Origin of the sequence: Aromatoleum sp. (assembly GCF_035254505.1) — a bacterium.
Lineage (GTDB): Bacteria > Pseudomonadota > Gammaproteobacteria > Burkholderiales > Rhodocyclaceae > Aromatoleum.
Genome location: NZ_DATFAO010000044.1, coordinates 214,510 through 231,848, shown reverse-complemented (window position 1 = coordinate 231,848; position 17,339 = coordinate 214,510). Strand labels below are relative to the sequence as shown.

At 68.3% G+C, this 17,339-nt stretch carries 13 protein-coding genes; 6 read left to right on the top strand and 7 right to left on the bottom strand.

Going from position 1 to position 17,339, the window contains the following annotated elements; genetic code table 11:
- Nucleotides 1–67 precede the first annotated feature (67 nt).
- From VJ673_RS07890 to VJ673_RS07880, 3 genes are all read left to right on the top strand, one after another.
- On the top strand, nt 68–2,068 hold the full coding sequence (locus VJ673_RS07890) for an O-linked N-acetylglucosamine transferase, SPINDLY family protein (RefSeq protein WP_324125515.1): 2,001 nt from the start codon (nt 68–70) through the stop codon (nt 2,066–2,068).
- A gap of 171 nt (nt 2,069–2,239) precedes the next feature.
- Nucleotides 2,240–3,004: a hypothetical protein gene (locus tag VJ673_RS07885; RefSeq protein WP_324125514.1), complete on the top strand. Its 765-nt coding sequence runs from the start codon at nt 2,240–2,242 to the stop codon at nt 3,002–3,004.
- A gap of 214 nt (nt 3,005–3,218) precedes the next feature.
- Entirely contained in the window at nt 3,219–3,683 is a 465-nt protein-coding gene (locus VJ673_RS07880; protein ID WP_324125513.1) for a septal ring lytic transglycosylase RlpA family protein, read from the top strand.
- A 3-nt stretch (nt 3,684–3,686) separates the two neighbouring features.
- On the opposite strand, the gene VJ673_RS07875 is transcribed toward VJ673_RS07880, so the two are convergent.
- Together VJ673_RS07875 and VJ673_RS07870 are read right to left on the bottom strand one after the other, a co-directional pair.
- Nucleotides 3,687–5,000, bottom strand: coding sequence for a diguanylate cyclase domain-containing protein (locus VJ673_RS07875; RefSeq protein WP_324125512.1), 1,314 nt, complete (start codon nt 4,998–5,000; stop codon nt 3,687–3,689).
- 139 nt (nt 5,001–5,139) lie between these two features.
- A complete protein-coding gene (locus tag VJ673_RS07870) occupies nt 5,140–6,981 on the bottom strand; it encodes a sensor domain-containing diguanylate cyclase (protein WP_324125511.1) in 1,842 nt (613 codons plus the stop codon).
- 618 nt (nt 6,982–7,599) lie between these two features.
- Here VJ673_RS07870 and VJ673_RS07865 point away from each other — a divergent pair.
- Together VJ673_RS07865 and VJ673_RS07860 are read left to right on the top strand one after the other, a co-directional pair.
- Nucleotides 7,600–8,943, top strand: coding sequence for a sigma-54 dependent transcriptional regulator (locus VJ673_RS07865; RefSeq protein ID WP_324125510.1), 1,344 nt, complete (start codon nt 7,600–7,602; stop codon nt 8,941–8,943).
- Nucleotides 8,940–10,229, top strand: coding sequence for an acetate kinase (locus tag VJ673_RS07860; RefSeq protein ID WP_324125509.1), 1,290 nt, complete (start codon nt 8,940–8,942; stop codon nt 10,227–10,229). Before VJ673_RS07865 ends, VJ673_RS07860 begins: the two co-directional genes overlap by 4 nt.
- Before the next feature lie 13 nt (nt 10,230–10,242).
- Here VJ673_RS07860 and VJ673_RS07855 read toward each other — a convergent pair whose 3' ends face one another.
- The 5 genes from VJ673_RS07855 to VJ673_RS07835 form a co-directional block, all read right to left on the bottom strand.
- Nucleotides 10,243–11,055: a hypothetical protein gene (locus tag VJ673_RS07855; RefSeq protein WP_324125508.1), complete on the bottom strand. Its 813-nt coding sequence runs from the start codon at nt 11,053–11,055 to the stop codon at nt 10,243–10,245.
- A 12-nt stretch (nt 11,056–11,067) separates the two neighbouring features.
- Nucleotides 11,068–11,772, bottom strand: a complete 705-nt coding sequence (locus tag VJ673_RS07850; RefSeq protein ID WP_324125507.1) for a C39 family peptidase — start codon at nt 11,770–11,772, stop codon at nt 11,068–11,070.
- 10 nt (nt 11,773–11,782) lie between these two features.
- Nucleotides 11,783–12,175: a hypothetical protein gene (locus VJ673_RS07845; RefSeq protein ID WP_324125506.1), complete on the bottom strand. Its 393-nt coding sequence runs from the start codon at nt 12,173–12,175 to the stop codon at nt 11,783–11,785.
- Nucleotides 12,176–12,240: 65 nt separating this feature from the next.
- Nucleotides 12,241–13,902, bottom strand: a complete 1,662-nt coding sequence (locus VJ673_RS07840) for a hypothetical protein (RefSeq protein ID WP_324125505.1) — start codon at nt 13,900–13,902, stop codon at nt 12,241–12,243.
- An 81-nt stretch (nt 13,903–13,983) separates the two neighbouring features.
- Nucleotides 13,984–15,624: a hypothetical protein gene (locus tag VJ673_RS07835; RefSeq protein WP_324125504.1), complete on the bottom strand. Its 1,641-nt coding sequence runs from the start codon at nt 15,622–15,624 to the stop codon at nt 13,984–13,986.
- Between the two features lie 416 nt (nt 15,625–16,040).
- Between VJ673_RS07835 and VJ673_RS07830 the strand changes: the two genes are divergently transcribed.
- Nucleotides 16,041–17,330 (top strand): cyclic di-GMP phosphodiesterase, encoded by a 1,290-nt coding sequence (locus VJ673_RS07830; RefSeq protein ID WP_324125503.1) that lies wholly within the window; start codon nt 16,041–16,043, stop codon nt 17,328–17,330.
- Nucleotides 17,331–17,339 lie beyond the last annotated feature (9 nt).

The following is a 17,339-nucleotide window of genomic DNA, read 5'->3' as shown; positions in this document are numbered from 1 at the left end:
GCGAAACGTCCGACAGGGCATGCGGGTAGAATTCGATCCCCCGGCCTACCCCTTCACGATTCCTGCCATGACTGTCTATCCTGAACGCACGCTCAAGGCGCTGCAGCGCGCGAGGACCCAGCTAGCCGCCGGTAAGGCCCAGGACGCGATCCGCGAGTTGCAGAAGGTGGTCGCGAAGGTCCCGAAAGGCGAGGAAGCCTGGATGTTGCTCGCGCAGGCCTATGGCCAGCGCAGCGCCCACGGTGAGGCATTGGACTGCTATCAGCGCGTGACGCGGATCAGTCCGAAGAACGCCGTCGCATGGTTCAACCTGGGCATGGCGCATACCACGCTGCGCCGCTACGCGGAGGCCATCAAGGCGTACGCGGAAGCGATCCGGCACACCGGGGGCGACTATCCGGCCGCCGTGATGAACATGGGCCGATGCTTCATCCAGCTCGACCAGTACGACATGGCGCTGCAGGTCTTCGAGGCCTACCTGGAAGACTTCTCGCCTAACGCCGACGTGTATTCGCTGACCGGCATCGCCCGACAGGGGCAGCAAGACAGCGCGGCGGCCGCCGAAGCCTATCGCAAGGCCCTGGAGTTCGGGCCCGGCGGCTACACGCTCCACCTGAACCTCGGTTCCTGCCTCCACGTCCTGCACGACTACCGCGGTGCTGCGGATCACGCCGCGCGTGCATTGGACTTTCAGCGCGACGATCCGGTCGCCCGTTTCAATCTCGGCACGGCCTTGTTCGCCCTCGGCGAAATCGACAAGGCGCGCGAGACCTGGAAGGGCGTGCCGCGCCCCGAGGCGACGCTGTCGAGACTGGCGGCCTTGAGCTATCTGGAGCCCTTTGACGGCGAGGGACTGTTGGCGGAGCATAGGACCTGGGGGGAGGCGCTGGTCGCGGCCTGTGCGGCGGAAGCTGCGCTTGCGCCGCCGATCCCCCGACCCGGCCCGCGCGCCAAGCTGCGGCTGGGTTTCGTTTCGCCGGACTTTCGCGAACATCCGGTGGCCTTCTTTCTGGAAGGCCTTTTGCGACACCTCGACCGCGAGCGTTTCGAGCTCTTCCTCTACTTCGACGCACCCAATCGCGACGAGGTCACGGCGCGCTTCCAGAGGCTCGCCGACCGCTGGGTCGAACTCTACCCGACGCGCGACCCGCGTGCGGCGGCCGAGCGAATTCGCGCCGATCAGGTCGACGTCCTCTTCGATCTGGCGGGGATGACCTCGCCTCGGGTCGAAGTGTTCGGACGCAGGATCGCGCCGGTGCAGGTGTCCTATCTCGGCTATGCGTCGACGACCGGCCTGCCGACGATCGACTACGTATTGAGCGACGCCCTCCTCGATCCACCCGGACTCACCGAAGCGCACTACAGCGAGAAGCTCGTCCGCCTCGGCAACTGCTTCGCGACTTATACGCCGCCGGCGGGAGCGCCGCTGCCCGCGGAGCGGCCGATGAAGCGCAAGGGCTACCCCGTCCTCGCTTCGGTCGCGCGGCTCAACAAGATCAGCGACGGCGCGCTCGATCTGTGGTGCTCTGCGCTGCGCAGTGTTCCCGATGCGCGCCTGCTGATCCTCGCGCAGGGCCTGCACCACGCGGGGATCCAGGCGGCCTTGCTCGAACGGCTGACGCAGCGCGGCGTCGCGCCGGAAAGGGTCGAGCTGCGAGGCTCGCTGCCGATGCGGGCGTACCTGGAGCTGCATTCGGACATCGACCTCATGCTCGATACCACGCCGTGGTCCGGCCACACGACGACCCTGCACGGACTGTGGATGGGCGTCCCCACGGTGACCTTCGAGCAGGCGCATCATGCCGGCCGCTTCACGACGATGGTGATGGAGAACGCCGGACTGCCCGAGTTTGTCGCGCGGGACGCCGCGGGCTTCTCAGAGCAGGTGCGACGCCTGCTCGCGGACGACGCGCTGATGGATCGCGTCAGGGCCGAAGGGCGTGAGCGCATGCGATCGTCGGCGCTGATGGAGCACGCGGCCTTGGCGCGGGCTTTTCAGGATGCCTGCCACACGATGTGGGCCGCCTATGCGGGTGAGTCCACGGATGACCATCTGCGGGCAGGCTGAGGCAGAAGCTCGCAAACGCCGTTTCGCTTTGATGCATTTTGTATGTTGCAGTGCAAAATAAATGGCGTTATGGTGGTTTCCGGCATCCTGTCGGGCGGGAAGGAGCGGTTGTCCGTGGATGCGACGCACCGGCGTGGAGCCGGACGCTCACCCTGACGATTGGAGGCTTTGATGTTGACGCTCGATGACCTCGACCATTTCAGCAGTCCGGCGATGGCGCACCTGTTTGCGCCTGCCACGCGCCAGCCGGACGCCGATACGCTGGCCCGCCTGACCCGCATCGTTGCCTGCCTGGGCTTCTGCCGCGACGTCGCGAGCGACGAGTTGGCCGAAGGCGGACTGCTTGTCGCCCGCCGTGCCCTCAGGTCGGCGCTGCGCGGTCAGCAACGCGGCCGCCGCATGCCTGCGGACGAGCTCAAGAAGGTGCTGGAAGGCCTGCTGCTCGCGGTCGGCGACCAGCCGTGGCGCGCAGGCGAGGCGCCCGACGCCGCCGAGGAGCGGCATGCGGTGGAGGCCGAGATCCAGAACGCCGCGGACAGCCTGATCACCGAGGATTCCGTCGACCTGGCACTCCTGGGGGCCTTGGCTCGCGGCGAGTTCGAGATCTTGCCCTCGTCGAATCTGATGGCGCTCGTCGAGACGCTGGGCCGGTTTTCCGGCGCTGCGGCGATCGACGTCGACCTCGCGATCGACGATGCCGGCCCGGTGCAACTCGTGCGCGTCCATCTGCTCGTCGAAAGCGGCTTCTGGCGCTGGACGGCGAAGGAGGGGAGCTGCATGAGCCGTAACGGCGATGCGGCCGTCTTCCTGCCGCCGGACGACGCCGTCGTCAAAGCCCTGCTGACCGGCCTCGCGCTGCGCAGCGGGCGCGCGATCACCTTCTGGGCCGACGCTGTCGGTGCCCGGGATGCGTCGATCGAGGCGCAGCCGGCCTAGCCCCTTAGGCCCCTTACGCCCGCTTCGTGCTCCACGCTCACTGGACTCAGGCCCCTCGGGGCCCCTCCCTCTCCCCGTGAGCGTTGTCCCTGCCTCCGGCATTCGCTGCCGGTTGCAGGGATTTTTTTCGCGTCCTTGCGGCGGTGCTTCCCGCATCCGTCGGGGTCGCCGCTTGCATGCGTTTTCTGCGATCCCGGACGAAAAGGAGATCGACATGATGGAAGAGGGCTCGAAGGCGCGCGCAAGGCGCAAGGCGGCTGTGTGGGCGCTGGTGCTGGCAGCGGTGTTGCAGCCCTGGGCGGCGGACGCTGCGGCGCATGCGCATGCGCACGCGCGGACGAGGACGCACGTGCTCGAGACGCGCGTGGGGCTCGCGTCGCATTACGCGCGCCGGCTGCAGGGGCGCGAGACGGCGAGCGGGGAGCCGTTCGACCGCCATGAGATGGTCGCCGCCCATCCCTACTATCCGCTCGGCACGCGCGTGCGGATCACCGCGCGCGAGAGCGGACGCGCGGCCCTGGTGCGCATCAACGACCGCGGCCCCGCGCGCAAGAGCTGGAAGAAGGGCGTCATCATCGATCTCTCGCCGGCCGCGGCGTCCAAGCTCGGCATCGTCAAGGAAGGACTGGCGCCGGTGAAGGTCGAGGTGCTCGCGTGGGGCCACGGCGCGCGCAAGTGAGGCTCAGTTTGCGGGCGGGGGCGGCGGCGGGCGGTCCAGGTCGAGCTCGGGCCGGAAGAAGCGGTAGGCGTTGCACTGCAGGCGCTTGGCCTCGTACATCGCCATGTCGGCTCGGCGGATCAGTGTGTCCACGTCGTTGCCGTCGCGGGGGAAGAGACTGATGCCGATGCTGGTCGCGAGCGCCACTTCGACGCCGCAGGCGAGATAGGGGCGGCCCAGATCGTCGAGGAGGTGGCTCGCGATGGCGCCGACGTCATGCTCGCCGTGGACATGCGCGAGGATGGTCACGAACTCGTCGCCGCCGATGCGGCCGACGAGATCTTCGCCGCGTAGGCGATGGGTCAGGCGCTTCGCGAAATCCTTCAGGACGGCGTCGCCCGCATCGTGTCCGTAGGTGTCGTTGATCGGTTTGAAGCGGTCGAGATCGATGAAGAGGAGGGCGGCCTTGCGGCGCCGGCGGCGCAGTGTGGCGAGCAGGTGTTCGGCGAATTCGCCGAGCAGGGCGCGATTGGGCAGGCCGGTGAGGGGGTCGTGCAGCGCGACCTGGCGGGTCATTTCCTCAGCGGTCTTGCGGTCGGTGATGTCGATATTGACGCCCAGCATCGTGTGTGGCCGGCCCGCGTCGTCACGGTGGACTTCGGCCCGCCCGGCAATCCAATGCACGCTGCCGTCCGGCCAGATCACCCGCCACTCCGCTTCGAATATTCCGCTCTGCAAGGCTTCGCCGACCAGGGCTTCGATGGCCGGGCGCTCGTCCGGGTGAATCAGGTCGCACCATTTGCTCAGCGCATCCTTGAAGGGCTCGACGGGCAAGCCGTAGAGCGCGGCGATCTCCGGCGACCAATGGACTTCGTTGCGGACGATGTCCCACTTGAAGGTCCCGATCCGTCCGATCTGCTGCGCAAGGCGCAAGGTCTGCTCGCTGTTGCGCAGCTGCAGCACGATCTCGGTGACGTTCTCGACGCGATGCAGCAGGTACGCGACTTCTCCCCACTCGTCGAGCATCGGCACGTTGAGCGGACTCCAGTAGCGCTCTTCGAATCCGCCGCCCTGCTCCGGCGGGCGACGCAGGGTGTAGCGCTGCATGGGCATCGGGTCGGGCTGGCGACTCACGAGCGCGCGTTCGAGCGAGGCGCGCAGGCTCGCGCCGTCCGCCGCGCCGGCGGCGACCGGTGGCGCGGGAAAGAGGTCGAAGATCGGGCGGCCGAGGATCTCGGGCAGACGGGTCAGCGTCTGCAGCAAATACGCGTCGTTGGCTCCGACGATATTGAACCGTCGATCCAGGATCAGGCAGGGCGTCGGAAGGGCATCGAACACCCGGCGGTAATCGGGCGCTGGAATCAGTGGGCCGGATGTAGCTTGATCTGGCGCAGGCATGATGGTCATGTACTTGCGGGAGGGGCAAGTGGGGACTGGACGCTTGGAGGTTAGGCCCAGCGAGACCGCGTGCGTTCCCTCAATCGCGCGACCGTATGCTGCTCGCGTAGCCTCCGCGGCCTTGTTCCTTTGCGCGATACATCGCGCCGTCGGCGTTGCGCAGCAGTTCGTCGGCGGTCTCGCCGTCTTCGGGGAAGCGCGCGATGCCGATGCTGGCGGCGATGGCCAGCGCGCGACCCCCGAGCACGTGCGGTGCGTCGAGTATGTCGAGGATCTTCTGCGCGACGATGGTGGCGTCGCCGCGGTGCGGCAGATCGGGCAAGATCAGGCAGAACTCGTCGCCGCCGAGACGCGCGACCGTATCCTCGGCCCGCACCGATCCCTGCAGTCGCTTCGCGACGCTCTGCAGCAAGGCGTCGCCTGCGGCGTGGCCCAGCGTGTCGTTGACCTGCTTGAAGCGGTCGAGATCGACGAAGAGCAGGGCGAGCCCTTCGGAATGGCGTCGCGCGCGGGCGACGGCCTGCTCCAGGCGATCGCGGAAGAGCGCGCGATTGGCCACGCCCGTGAGCCCGTCGAGATGCGCCTGACGCCACATATGCCGCTCGGCTTCCTTGCGCTGGGTGATGTCGCGAAAGATGCCGAGGAAGAGCCGATCGGCGCCTGCGATCGACGTGAGCGTGGTCTCCACCGCGTAGACCCGGCCGTCTTTCGTCTGGTGTTCCCCTTCCAGGCGCAGCGGCGTGCCGGAGGCGGCCAGCTGCGCCAGGAGCCGGACGTCGATCGCCGGATCGATCTGCGCGTAGCGGCGGCCGAGAAGCGCGGCGGGCTCATAGCCGAGGGTGCGGCAGGCTTCGTTGTTGACGTCACGGATGAAGCCTTGCTCGTCGCACAGGATCATTCCGTCCGAGGCGTGCTGCAACACGTGCCGGTAGCGGGCCTGGAGCGCCTGCTGACGGCGGATCTGGAGCAGTAGCAGGATGATCGACAGCGCGACGACGACGCTGCCGCCGAAGGCCGCCGTCAGGTACTCGCGGCGCTGTTCGACGAGGTTCGCGAAGGCGTCGGCTTCGTCGACCCCGACCATCACGACGAGAGGGAGTTTTTCGAGCTGGCGGTAGGTGTAGAGACGCGGGACGTTGTCGATTGGGCTGGGCGCATGGAAGTGGCCTTGGGCGGGCGCGCCGGGCGCGAAAGCCGGGAAATTGCGCAGGTCCTTGCCGAGCGCCTGTTGCTGGAACGAGGAGCGCGCCCGCAGGACGCCATCGGTGCCGGCGAGCGCCACGACGCCGCCTTTGCCGAGCTTGACCGAATCGTAGAAGCGGCTGAAATAGCTCGGATCCACGGACAGCAGGATCACACCGGCAAAGCTGCCGTCGGGGCCGGTCATTTTGCGCGCGAACTGCAGCGTCGCCTTGCCGGATACGCGGCCGACAACCGGTTTGCTGATGAAGAGCGTGTCCTCGGCCGACGCCTGCAGGAACTTGAAATGTTCGCGGTCGCCGAGATAGGTCCGGCCGGGCGGTGCAGGCAGGTTGGTATAGGCGAGATAGCCGTCGGGTCCGATGACCGCGATCTGTGTGATGCCGCCTTCTAGCAACTCGCGGCCGAGGATCTCGGCCTGCTCGTTGATGTCGTGCCGGTGGTGGCGGTATTCACGGCGCAGCAGGATAAGCGAGGCGTCGATGGCGCGCACGGCCGCGCCGACGTGCCCGTCCAACGCACGTGCGAAGCTCTCGAGATTTTCCTCGATCGACTCCTCCTGGTGCTGCCAGTCCCGATCGAGTTCGCGCAGGGCGACGACCCAGAACAGCGCCACCAGGAAGGTTCCGAATAGCACGCTCCACGCGGCGTACCAGCCGAAGCCCTTGAACGGACGGCCGTCGGAGCCGCGAAGCGTGCGGATTCGTCCGGAGGACGGCATTGCGGCAATATCTCCTGCAGGCTCAAGCGCCAGTGTAACGTTCGCTGACGCGCAGGCGCAGCACCGGCGCTGCCCGCGCTGGGTATCGGTCGTTGGCGCGAATGCTGTCGGCGTTTTTTACACGCTTCTGACAGCCATCCCTACCCTGCGGCGCGCCGCCGACGCCGTCCTTGCCTGCATAGATGCTGCACGCTCGGCCTCTCCACCCCCGCCGCGGAACGAGTTGCTGTCGGCATTTCTTACAGTGCCCGCCGGTCGGGTCGATCGGCCTGCATTTGCGGCGTCTTGCCTCCTCAAGTTCGCGGGCTGCGGCCTACCGGAAAGGGAGTAAAAGGCGCCGAAAAATGACGACGGTATTATTTTTAGGCGAATTTCCTCGCCCTGAGCCGCGCTTGTCGGCAGGCCGTCGGGATCGGGCTTTCATAATGAATATGTCAAAGTCATGAAACGCGGCCCCTTGCGGGAATCACGGTAGGTCGCTCGCCTTTGCTTACATTCCCGACGTCGCGGACGACGCGCGCCGCGGCCCGAGCGCATCATTTTTGCTACTTACGGTGTTCGTCCAGGATCTGCCGCTGGACCTGTCGCTATTGCGGGACTGCAGGGCAAAGGGTGCGCATGGTGAAACGCAAAGGATTACTGCTGGATCAGGTCGGAATCGTCGCTGCGGCCTTGGAGTCGTTGGACCTCAGCGCTTGGGAGTTCGAGCATGTCTCGTCGATCGAGGCGGCGCGTAGCGCACTCGTGCGCGGTGCGCCCTTGGTCGGCTTGGTCGCGTTCGACGCCGGACAGCCGTGGGGCGCACAGGAAATCATGTCGCTCATTGCAAGCGACGACGCTGAGTGGATCGCGATCCTCGGGCAAGACGCCGTCCACCATCCGGTGCACGCCCTGGCGACGTTGCGCTGCTTCAACGATTTCCACACCTTGCCCTTCGACCGCCAGCGACTGGACGTCACGCTGGGCCATGCCTACGGCAAGGCCTTGATGTTCCGGAACCTCGCCGGGCGGCCGGCCGCGAACGATGGCATGGAAGGGCGCTTCGGCATGATCGGGCGTCATCCGAAAATGCTCCAGCTGTATCGCAAGATCGAGAAGATCGTCGCCGTCGACGCGCCGGTGCTGATCGGCGGCGAGTCGGGCACCGGCAAGGAACTCGTCGCGAGCGCGATCCACCGTCATTCGGCGCGCGCGCGCTTCCCCTTCATCACGATGAACTGCGGCGCGATCCCGCCCAACCTGATCCAGTCCGAACTCTTCGGCCACGAGCGCGGCGCCTTCACCGGGGCGCACCAGCGCAAGCTAGGCAGCATCGAGGCGGCCAACGACGGGGTGCTCTTCCTCGACGAGATCGGCGACCTGCCGCTCGACCTGCAGGCCAACCTGCTGCGCTTCGTGCAGGAGAAGACGATCGTGCGCGTCGGCTCCACCGAGCGCGTGCGGGTGAACGTGCGCGTGGTCGCGGCGACGCACGTGGACCTCGGGCGGGCGGTCGAGGAGGGGCATTTCCGCGAGGACCTCTTTTATCGGCTCAACGTCCTCCACCTCGAAGTGCCGCCCTTGCGCGAGCGCGCGAGCGACGTCTTCCTGCTGGCGAACGCGATCTTCCGCCAGAACTCGCACCAGAAGAGCTCGCAGGTCCGCGGCTTCAGCTCGGAGGCGATCCACGCGATGGCCGAATACACGTGGCCCGGGAATGTGCGCGAACTGATCAACCGCGTGCAGTACGCGATGATCATGACCGAGAACAAGTGCATCACCGCCGCCGATCTCGGCATCCCGGTTCCCGGTCGGATCGAGGCGGACCCGACGCTGGACGAAGTGCGCGCCTCGGTCGAGAAGGAAATCATCGTCAACTGCATGCAGAAGTACCGCAACAACGTCTCGCAGGTTGCGCGCCAGCTCGGCATTTCGCGCGTGACCCTGTATCGCATGATGGACCGCCTGAGGATCACGCCATGAAAACCTGGGCCGGACTCGTGCTGGCAGCCTCCAGCACCGTTCTTCACGCCGCCGACGACGGGGGGCTCGACACGGGCGACGCGCTCCGGCAACGGATCGAGGCGCAGAGCGAGCAGATCGAGACGCTGAAGCGGGATCTCGCACGCCAGAAGGCGATGCTCGACGACATGCGCCGGGCGATAGGCCTGGATAGGATAAGCGGGCGGGGCAGCGTTGCCGGCGATGCAGGTCCGACGACGGCTCCTGCCGCGGCGACGAATCCGCCGGCGGCGACGCCGGTCCAGACCGTGGCACAGGCGCCGGCGCCGGTGGGCAAGGCGCCGGACCGCCCCGCCGACGGCCGTCCGCCGCAGGTCGCGCCGATCTTCGAGCAGCCGGGGGTGCTGACGCCGCGCGACAAGTGGGTCGTCGAGCCCTCGCTGCAATACGCGCATTCGACGAGCGACCGCATCGCGCTCGTCGGCTACACGGTGATCCCGGCGATCCTGATCGGCCTGATCGACGTGCGCGAGGTGCGGAGCGATTCCTTCATTGGCGCGCTGACGGTGCGGCGCGGCATCACCAACCGCTTCGAGCTCGAGACCAAGATCCCGTATGTCTATCGCAGCGATACCAGCGTCAGCCGGCCGGTCGGCGCGGGTGCGGCCGCCGACGAGGCCTTCGACGTCAGCGGCCACGCCCTCGGCGACATCGAGCTCACCGGGCGCTACCAGCTCAACGACGGCGGCGCCGAGAACCCCTACTACGTCGGCTGGCTGCGCCTGAAGACGCGCACCGGGCGCGACCCCTTCGAGGTCAAGGTCGACCGCACGATCCGCGGCACGACCGGCACCGGCCTGCAGACCGAGGTCGCGACCGGCTCGGGCTTCTATTCGCTGACGCCCGGGCTGACCGTGCTGGTGCCGTCCGATCCGGTCGTGTTCTTCGGCGGCGTCAGCTACCAGTACAGCTTCGAGCGCAGCAAAGTGAAGCAGAAGACCAACGACGGCGACATCGAGCTCGGCGACGTCCAGGCGGGCGGCGCCTTCGGCTTCAACTTCGGCATGGGGCTCGCGCTGAACGAGCGCTCGTCCTTCAGCATCGGCTACGACCACCTGTCGGTCGGCAAGCTGCGCGTCAATGGACGCACGCCGCGGAATTCGATCCGCAGCGAGTTGGGCACGCTGCTGCTGGGCTATTCCTACCGCCTCGATTCGGGCAAGACGATCAACCTGTCGCTGGGGGCGGGGCTCACGAGCGACGCCCCGGACCTGCAGATCACGCTGCGCGTGCCAATGACGCTGTGAGCGTGTCCCGCGCTCAGCGGATCATTGCGCCGCTGACCGCGCTGCGCAGCGATTCGCCGAGGCGGTTCGCGCGCATCAGTTCGAGGCTGTTGACGGTCGCGTTGATCGTCGTGACGGCCTGGATGCGCTGGTTGTCGAGCGAATTCTGGATCACGGTGGCGATGGCGCCGCTCGCGAGGCCTTCGGCGACGAAGCTGTTGTTCGGTCCGTTCTGGATCACCGCGAGCGTGCTGCCGATCGTCGGCAGCTGCGCGGGGTCGATACCGGCGCCGCGGAGCTGGCCGAGGTCGAGGACGTTGAGCCGCGTCATGCTGGTCAGGGCGCCGTTGATGTAGACGAGGCGCTCGACGCCGAAGGACATCACCAGGCCGCCGGGCGTCTCGAAACCGCCGCGCAGGCTGTCCAGCGCGTCGTCCTCGACCAGCGCGCCGGAGAACAGGACCGGTTCCGGATCGAGACGAGACGGCGGCGCGGGCGGGGGCGACACCGGGACCTCGATGTCGACCGGAGCGAGCGGCTGGAACTCGATGGCTGCTACAGGCGCGACCGCCGTCACGACGGTGTCGGGCATCATCACGGTTTCGGCCATCCCGCCGCTTTCGGCCGTCGAGCAGCCGCTGCCGGCCGGGTCCAGCGGCCAGTCGGCCAGCGCCAGCAGCTCCGCGGACGGGTGTCCTTGCGCGCAGAGGCCCGGCGAAAAGCCGGCGTCGCCCGCACCATACACGGGGTTCAGCACCCACCGCAGTGCGCCGTCGGGAAGACCGCCCGCTTCGACGAGGATGGCCGCGAAAGCCGCGGCGAGGTATCTCTTGGGCCGTCTGCTCATGGCCGTTGCCGCTCAGAAATCGCCCGGATTGCGCCGCAGCAGCATCACGTCCGCGTCGCGCAGGCCTGCCGCGGCATCCGCCAGCGGCGCCGCCGGCCGCACCCGCCAGTCCTCGTCGCGATTGAAGCGCGCCTGGGTCATGGCGTTGTTGATGACGAGCAGGATGTGGTTCGTCCAATAGCTTTCGAACATGGCGCGATCGAGCACGCGAGTGCCGAGCGCGGGGTCGCCGATCACGACGCGCCGGCCGCGCACGCCTTTGACCACGACGAAATGCATGTAGCCGTTTTCCTTGATCAGCGCGATTGCCGGTATGCCGACCGACGCGAGCTGGTCGAGCGTCGCCTGCACGCCTTCGGCGCGAAAGCCCAGCGCGTCGAGATAGAACTTCATGTCCAGCATCGAGAAGCCTTCGCGCCGGATCTTGGCCTGGTCGCCGCGCTCGAACATGAATCTGAAGACCTCGGCTTCGTCGACCTTGTGCCCATAGTGGTGCGTCAGCAAGGTCGCGACCGCTGCGGAGCCGCAGCTGAAGTCGTATTGCTGATGCAGCGTCGATGCATAGCGCGCGCCCTTCATCGTGACGACCGGCACCGAGTAGGTGCTGCCGGAGGGACCGAGAATCTGCGCCCTGTCCGCCGCCAGGGCGGACACGAAGGCCGCGCAGGTCACGACGAAGATCGAGAGCGCGATGCGGGACGGCGCATGCATCGTCATCGTCGTTCCATCAGCGCACGTCGACATTCAGGATCACGGCGTTCTGGATCAGCACGCCGTTGCCGCTGTTCTGGATGAACATCGGAATGCCGCTGGCGCCGCTCAGCGCGCCGCCGGCGATCAGGTTCTGGCCCGTCACGGCATCGGACACCGCCACTTCGCTGACCGAGCCGACCGCGCTCAGGTCGCTGCGGTGCGTATCGGCGCCACCGCGCTGCCCGTCGAGCGCCGCGTCGTCCAGTGCCGCAGTCCCCAGCAGCGTAGGCTGAGGCGCTTCCGCCACGATCGTTTCCGTTCCGTCCGCGATCGCGGCTTCACCGATCGATGTCGGATCGGCGTGAGCGCTCGGTATGAACATCGCCATGGCCAGCGCCACGGCGAGCAAGGGATAGAGCTGTTCCATTGCTTCACTCCTCGGCTGCAGACGGGCCGGGGACAGATCCCGCTCCCCGGCCCGGCGCGTGCCGCTTACCTGACCGTCAGGTTCGCCTGCACGTTTGCGCTCTGTTGCACCAGCGCGCCGATGCCGCTGTTCTGGGCATTGATGATGATGCCGGCACCATTGGTGAAGCTGCCGCCGATCGAATTGGACATGTTGAAGCTGCCCGCATCGACCGCCACGGCTCCGCCTGCGCCACCGGCGCCACCGGCTCCGCCCTGGCCTGCACCGCCTGCGCCCGCTCCGGCGGTGTTCGTGCCGCCGTCGCCGCCCGCGCCGCCGGTGTTGCCGCCGCCGCCTGCGCCGCCGTCACCGCCGTTGCCGGCCGTCGCGTTGCCGTTGCTCGCGCTGCCGCTGGTGGCCGTGCCGCCCGCGCCGCCGTTGCCCGCCACGTTGCTGGCTGCGCCGCCCGCCCCGCCGGTCGAGCTTGCGGCGCCGCCGGTGCCGCTCGAGGCGCCGGTCGTGCCTGCGCCCGCCGTCGCCGTTCCTGCGCCGCCGGTGCCGCTGCCGGCGCCGCCGTTCGCCGTCGTGCCGCCCGAGCTGCCGGCGCCGCCGTTACCCGATCCCGCGCCTCCGCTAGCCGTTGCGGCTTGCGTGTTGTTGCCGCTCGTCCCGTTGGACGGACCCGAAGTTCCACCGGCGAGCGTACCGCCATTGCCGCTACCGCCCGCGCCGCCGGTCGCCGTCGCGCTGTTGGTACCGCCGCTCGCGGTCGAACCGGTGCCGGTCGTCGTCGTCGAGCTCGGCGTGCCGGAACTCGCCGTCGTGCCGCCGTCCGAGGTCGTGCCGCTACCGTTGCCGCCGGCGCCGCCGGCGCCGCTGCTGGTGCTGCCGCCGGACGAGGCGCTCGCGCTTGCCGTGCCGGTCGTGCCCTGGCCATTCGCAGTCGCGGTGCCGCCGGTGCCGGTTGCAAGCCCGCCCGTCGCCGTATTGCCGCCGACCGCGTTGCCGCCGGTGCCCGTTGCTGCCGCGCCCGTGCCGCTCGCAGCTCCGCCGGTGGACGAACCGGTCGCCGAGCCGTTGCCCGCGCTAGCCGTCGTGCTGCCGCCCGCGCCGCCGGTCGCCGGACCGGCCTGGCCGCCCGCTCCGCCGTTTGCGCCCGCGGCCGTGCCGCTCGTGGAATTGCCGACCACCGCGGTGCCGCCCTGGCCGCCGGCGCTGCCGTTGCCGCCTTGAGCACTGCCGCCCGCAGCGCCGCTACCCATGGCATGGCCGCCGGATCCGCTACCGCCGTCGCCGCCGGATGTCGCACCGCCCCTGCCGCCGGTCGTATTGCCCGCATTCCAGGCCTGATTGCCCAGCCCCGTCACGGTGGCGTTGGTCACCATCCCGTTGAGCCGCGACAGCGCGACGACCGAGGTGTTGTTGAACGCGTTCGAGAAGTTCGACGTGGCGGTGCCGCCGTTGTTGGCGGCGGTGCTGCCGAGCGAGCCCGCCGCGGCGTCGCCGGTGTTGTTGCGATAGTCGCCGGCGCTCTTGTCGTTGTTCTGGTCGGAGGAGTTGTTCTGCTGCGATGACGAGTTTTCGTTGGCCTGCGGGCTGCCGCTGCCCGAACTGGTCGATGTGGTGCTCGACGTCTGCGTATTGTCGTTGGTGACGTCGCCCACGCTGTTTGCCGCGCTGGCGGCCCAGGCCGAGCCGGCCATACCGAAGGCAAGTGCGATCGCACTCGAGATCATTGTCTTTTTCATCGTCGTTTCCTCGAAGCCGGGCAGGGAAGGCATTCCGAGCCCGGCAGGTTTCTGTCGCTGGTCTGCTACGGATGCCGCCGCTCAGCGGACGCTCAGGTTCGCCTGCACGTTCGCGCTCTGCTGGACCAAGGCGCCGATGCCCGTGTTCTGGGCGTTGATGATGATTCCCGCGCCGTTGGTGAAGCTGCCGCTGATCGAGTTGGAAAGGTTGAAGTCGCCGGCACTGATCGTGACGTTGCCGCCCGGGCCGCCGCCGCCGCCGGTCCCGCCGCTGCCGCTGCCACCGGCGCCAGAGCCCGCCATGTTCGTGCCGCCGCTGCCGCCCGCTCCACCGCTGTTGCCGCCGCCGCCCGCGCCGCCTGCACCGCCCGCCGCGCCGGATGCGTTACCGTTGGTGGCGTTGCCGCTGGTGGCCGAGCCGCCGTTGCCGCCGTTGCCGGAGGTGTTGCTGGCCATGTTGCCCGCGCCGCCGTTGGCGCTTGCCGTGCCGCCGCTCCCGGACGAGGAGCCGGTCGAACCGGCTCCGCCGTTAGCCGTCGCGCTGCCGCCCGTCGTCGTCCCATCGCCCGCGGTCGAACTCGTCGCGGCGGTCGTCGCGGTCCCGCCGTTGCCGCTACCGACCCCGCCGCTGGCGCTGGCCTGCTGAGCGTTGCTGCCGCTGGTGCCGGAGGCGATCCCGCTGCCGCCCGTCAGCGTGCCACCGTTTCCTGCGCCGCCTGCGCCTGCCGTTGTGCGGTCAGTGTTGCTGCCACCGGTCGCGCTGGAGGTGCCGCCGCCGGTCGATGTGCCGGAGGTCCCAGCGGTTGCACTCGCTTGGCCAGTAGCAGCGCCACCCACAGCGCCGTTACCACTGCTCGTGCTGCCCCCGGCCTGGGCGCTGCCGCTGCCTGCGCCTGAGCTGGCCGTATGGGTGGCCTGGCCGCTGCCGCCAATCCCGCTGGCACCGCCTCCGGAAGCACTGGTCCCGGCACCGGCGTTGCCGCCCGTGCTTTTGGAGTCGCCCGCCGACGCCGTCGCAGTGCCGCCCGTGGAGCTGCCGCCCGCGTCGCCGTGGCCGCCGATGGCGCCAGCCGTTCCGCCGCTTCCGCCGCTCGCCGCGCCGGCGCTGCCGCCGTTACCACCGTTCGCGCCTGCCGCGCTGCCCGTGGAGGCGCTGCCGACAACGCCGCCACCGCCCGCGCCACCGGCCGCGCCGTTGCCGCCGGTCGCGGCGGCGCCGTTGCTGCCGGTACCGGTCGCGTTCCCGCCCGTGCCGCTGCCGCCGTTGCCACCGGAGGTGCGCCCGCCGGCCCCGCCGCTCACGTCACCCTGGTTCCAGGCGCGATTGCCGAGGCCGCTGACCGAGATCATCGTCACGGTGCCCGAGAGTTCGGACTGGGCGACGACCGAGGTCGTGTTGAATGCGTTGGAGAAGTTGGAGGTGGCGGTCGCGCCGAGGTTGGCGGCCGAGCCTCCCGAGTCGCCGGCGAGCGCTGCGCCGCTGCTGTCGCGGAAGTTGCCGGTGCTCTTGTCGTTGTTTTGGTCGGAGAAGTTGTTCTGTTCCGCCGTCGAGTTGCCGTTGGCCTGCGGACTGCCGCTGCCGCCCGTCGTCGTGCTTGCAGTCGCATTCTGCGTACTACTGCCGCCGACGGCACCGTTTCCGGTGTTGGTGGAATCTGCCCATGCGTGTCCGCTAAGGCCGAAGGCGAGCGCGAGTGCACTGGAGATCAATGTCCTTTTCATCACATGCCCCTTCGGATGGCCAGGCAAGACACCGTGCCCTGCCCGGTGGGTCACAAGGGCAAGAGCTGTGCCACAGGCCGGAAAGGCCTGTGACGCATGGAATGTGGACGCGCCTTGGCGCCGAGTCGCCTGTCGTCCGATGCGCGGATACGGCGAATTGTTCAGTCGCTGTACAGTCCGACGCCCGGAAAACGGCCGAGAGGACCGTGGTGTCGATTCATGTCCATGAAATTCAAAGAATTAATCAGCTCTTCCGCGGGCTTCGGACTGTTTCGCGGCTGATACACCTTCCTGCGGACAGGCACCGGGATAGTTCGTCGGCGCCGCGAAATAACCTATGATGACCAGACGGAAATCCCGTCGGGGTATCGTCCCCGGCTGGGGCGTCGGCACAGTTCACAGGGTGAGGCTGGGCGATGAGTGACGAACGGTCTGCAGAAGCGGTCTACGTCGACATACAGGAGCTGTCCATAGGCATGTTCGTGATTCTCGAACTGTCGTGGCTGCAGCACCCGTTCACGTTCAATAGCTTCGTCGTGCGCACCGAGGAGCAGCTGGCGACGATCCGCTCGCTCGGTCTGACGAAGGTGCGCATCGACCCCCGCCGCGGGATGACGAGGCCGTCCGCGCAACCCGAGGCCGCAAGTCCGGCCGGCCCGGCGGCGGGTCCCGTCGCTGCACGCGACGAGACGAGCGCCACGATTGCGGCCGCCAAGTCGTGGCGCATCGAGCAGAACCGTATCCTGCGAGCCAGCATGGGCGCCGCGGAGCGCAAGGCCGCGAAGGCGGCGACCGTGCTGCGCGACATCACCAAGAGCATCTACTCCGAACCCCAGCGCGTCGTCACGAGCGCCGGCGCCCTCGTCGACGAGGTGACTTCGGCGCTGCTTGGCAACAGCGAGGTCATGATCCACCTGCTCAACGATCATGCTGCGGGCGAAGAGGTCTACTACCACAGCCTCAACGTGACGATGCTCGCGCTGCTGCTCGGCAAGGCGATCCAGTTCGACGCCGAGATGCTTCGCATGGCCGGCGTCGCCGCGATCTTCCACGACATCGGCAAGGAGGAAATCCCCTATCGGGTCCGCAGCAAGACCGAACCCCTGACCCGTGCCGAAACGGATTTCCTGCGCCAGCACTGCGCGATGGGCGCGCGCCTCGCGACGCAGGCGGGCCTGCCCGAGGCCGTCGTCGGCGCGATCCTGCAGCATCACGAAAACATCGACGGCAGCGGCTATCCTGCGGGGCTCGCGGGCGACGCGATCACGCCCGTCTCACGCCTTGTCGGCGTCGTGAACGCCTACGACAACCTGTGCAATCCGGTCGATCCGGCCAAAGCCCTGACGCCGCACGAGGCGCTGTCGATGATGTTCGCCAAGCGCAAGGGCTGGTACGACCCGGCGATGCTCGGCAAGCTGATCCACGTGCTGGGCGTCTATCCCCCGGGCAGCATCGTGCGGCTCTCCACCGGCGCGACCGCGATGGTCGTGTCGATGAACCCTGCGCGTCCGCTGTTGCCGATGCTCCTCGTGCACGACCCCGCGATCCCGAAGGAAGAGGCGGTCATCCTCGAGCTCGAGAAGCAGCCCGATATCAGCATCAGCAAGGCCATCCGGCCCGCCACGCTGACGCGCGAGGTCTACGAATACCTGAGCCCGCGCAAGCGCATGACCTACTACTTCGACGACAAGGGCCGGCCGAGCTGAGGCGCGTCG

What these genes read in the sequence shown, in the direction of transcription:
- VJ673_RS07890 (WP_324125515.1), top strand. Translation starts at nt 68, where the DNA reads ATGACTGTCTATCCTGAACGCACGCTCAAGGCGCTGCAGCGCGCGAGG.
- VJ673_RS07885 (WP_324125514.1), top strand. Translation starts at nt 2,240, where the DNA reads ATGTTGACGCTCGATGACCTCGACCATTTCAGCAGTCCGGCGATGGCG.
- VJ673_RS07880 (WP_324125513.1), top strand. Translation starts at nt 3,219, where the DNA reads ATGATGGAAGAGGGCTCGAAGGCGCGCGCAAGGCGCAAGGCGGCTGTG.
- VJ673_RS07870 (WP_324125511.1), bottom strand. Translation starts at nt 6,981, where the DNA reads ATGCCGTCCTCCGGACGAATCCGCACGCTTCGCGGCTCCGACGGCCGT.
- VJ673_RS07865 (WP_324125510.1), top strand. Translation starts at nt 7,600, where the DNA reads ATGGTGAAACGCAAAGGATTACTGCTGGATCAGGTCGGAATCGTCGCT.
- VJ673_RS07860 (WP_324125509.1), top strand. Translation starts at nt 8,940, where the DNA reads ATGAAAACCTGGGCCGGACTCGTGCTGGCAGCCTCCAGCACCGTTCTT.
- VJ673_RS07855 (WP_324125508.1), bottom strand. Translation starts at nt 11,055, where the DNA reads ATGAGCAGACGGCCCAAGAGATACCTCGCCGCGGCTTTCGCGGCCATC.
- VJ673_RS07850 (WP_324125507.1), bottom strand. Translation starts at nt 11,772, where the DNA reads ATGACGATGCATGCGCCGTCCCGCATCGCGCTCTCGATCTTCGTCGTG.
- VJ673_RS07845 (WP_324125506.1), bottom strand. Translation starts at nt 12,175, where the DNA reads ATGGAACAGCTCTATCCCTTGCTCGCCGTGGCGCTGGCCATGGCGATG.
- VJ673_RS07840 (WP_324125505.1), bottom strand. Translation starts at nt 13,902, where the DNA reads ATGAAAAAGACAATGATCTCGAGTGCGATCGCACTTGCCTTCGGTATG.
- VJ673_RS07835 (WP_324125504.1), bottom strand. Translation starts at nt 15,624, where the DNA reads ATGAAAAGGACATTGATCTCCAGTGCACTCGCGCTCGCCTTCGGCCTT.
- VJ673_RS07830 (WP_324125503.1), top strand. Translation starts at nt 16,041, where the DNA reads ATGAGTGACGAACGGTCTGCAGAAGCGGTCTACGTCGACATACAGGAG.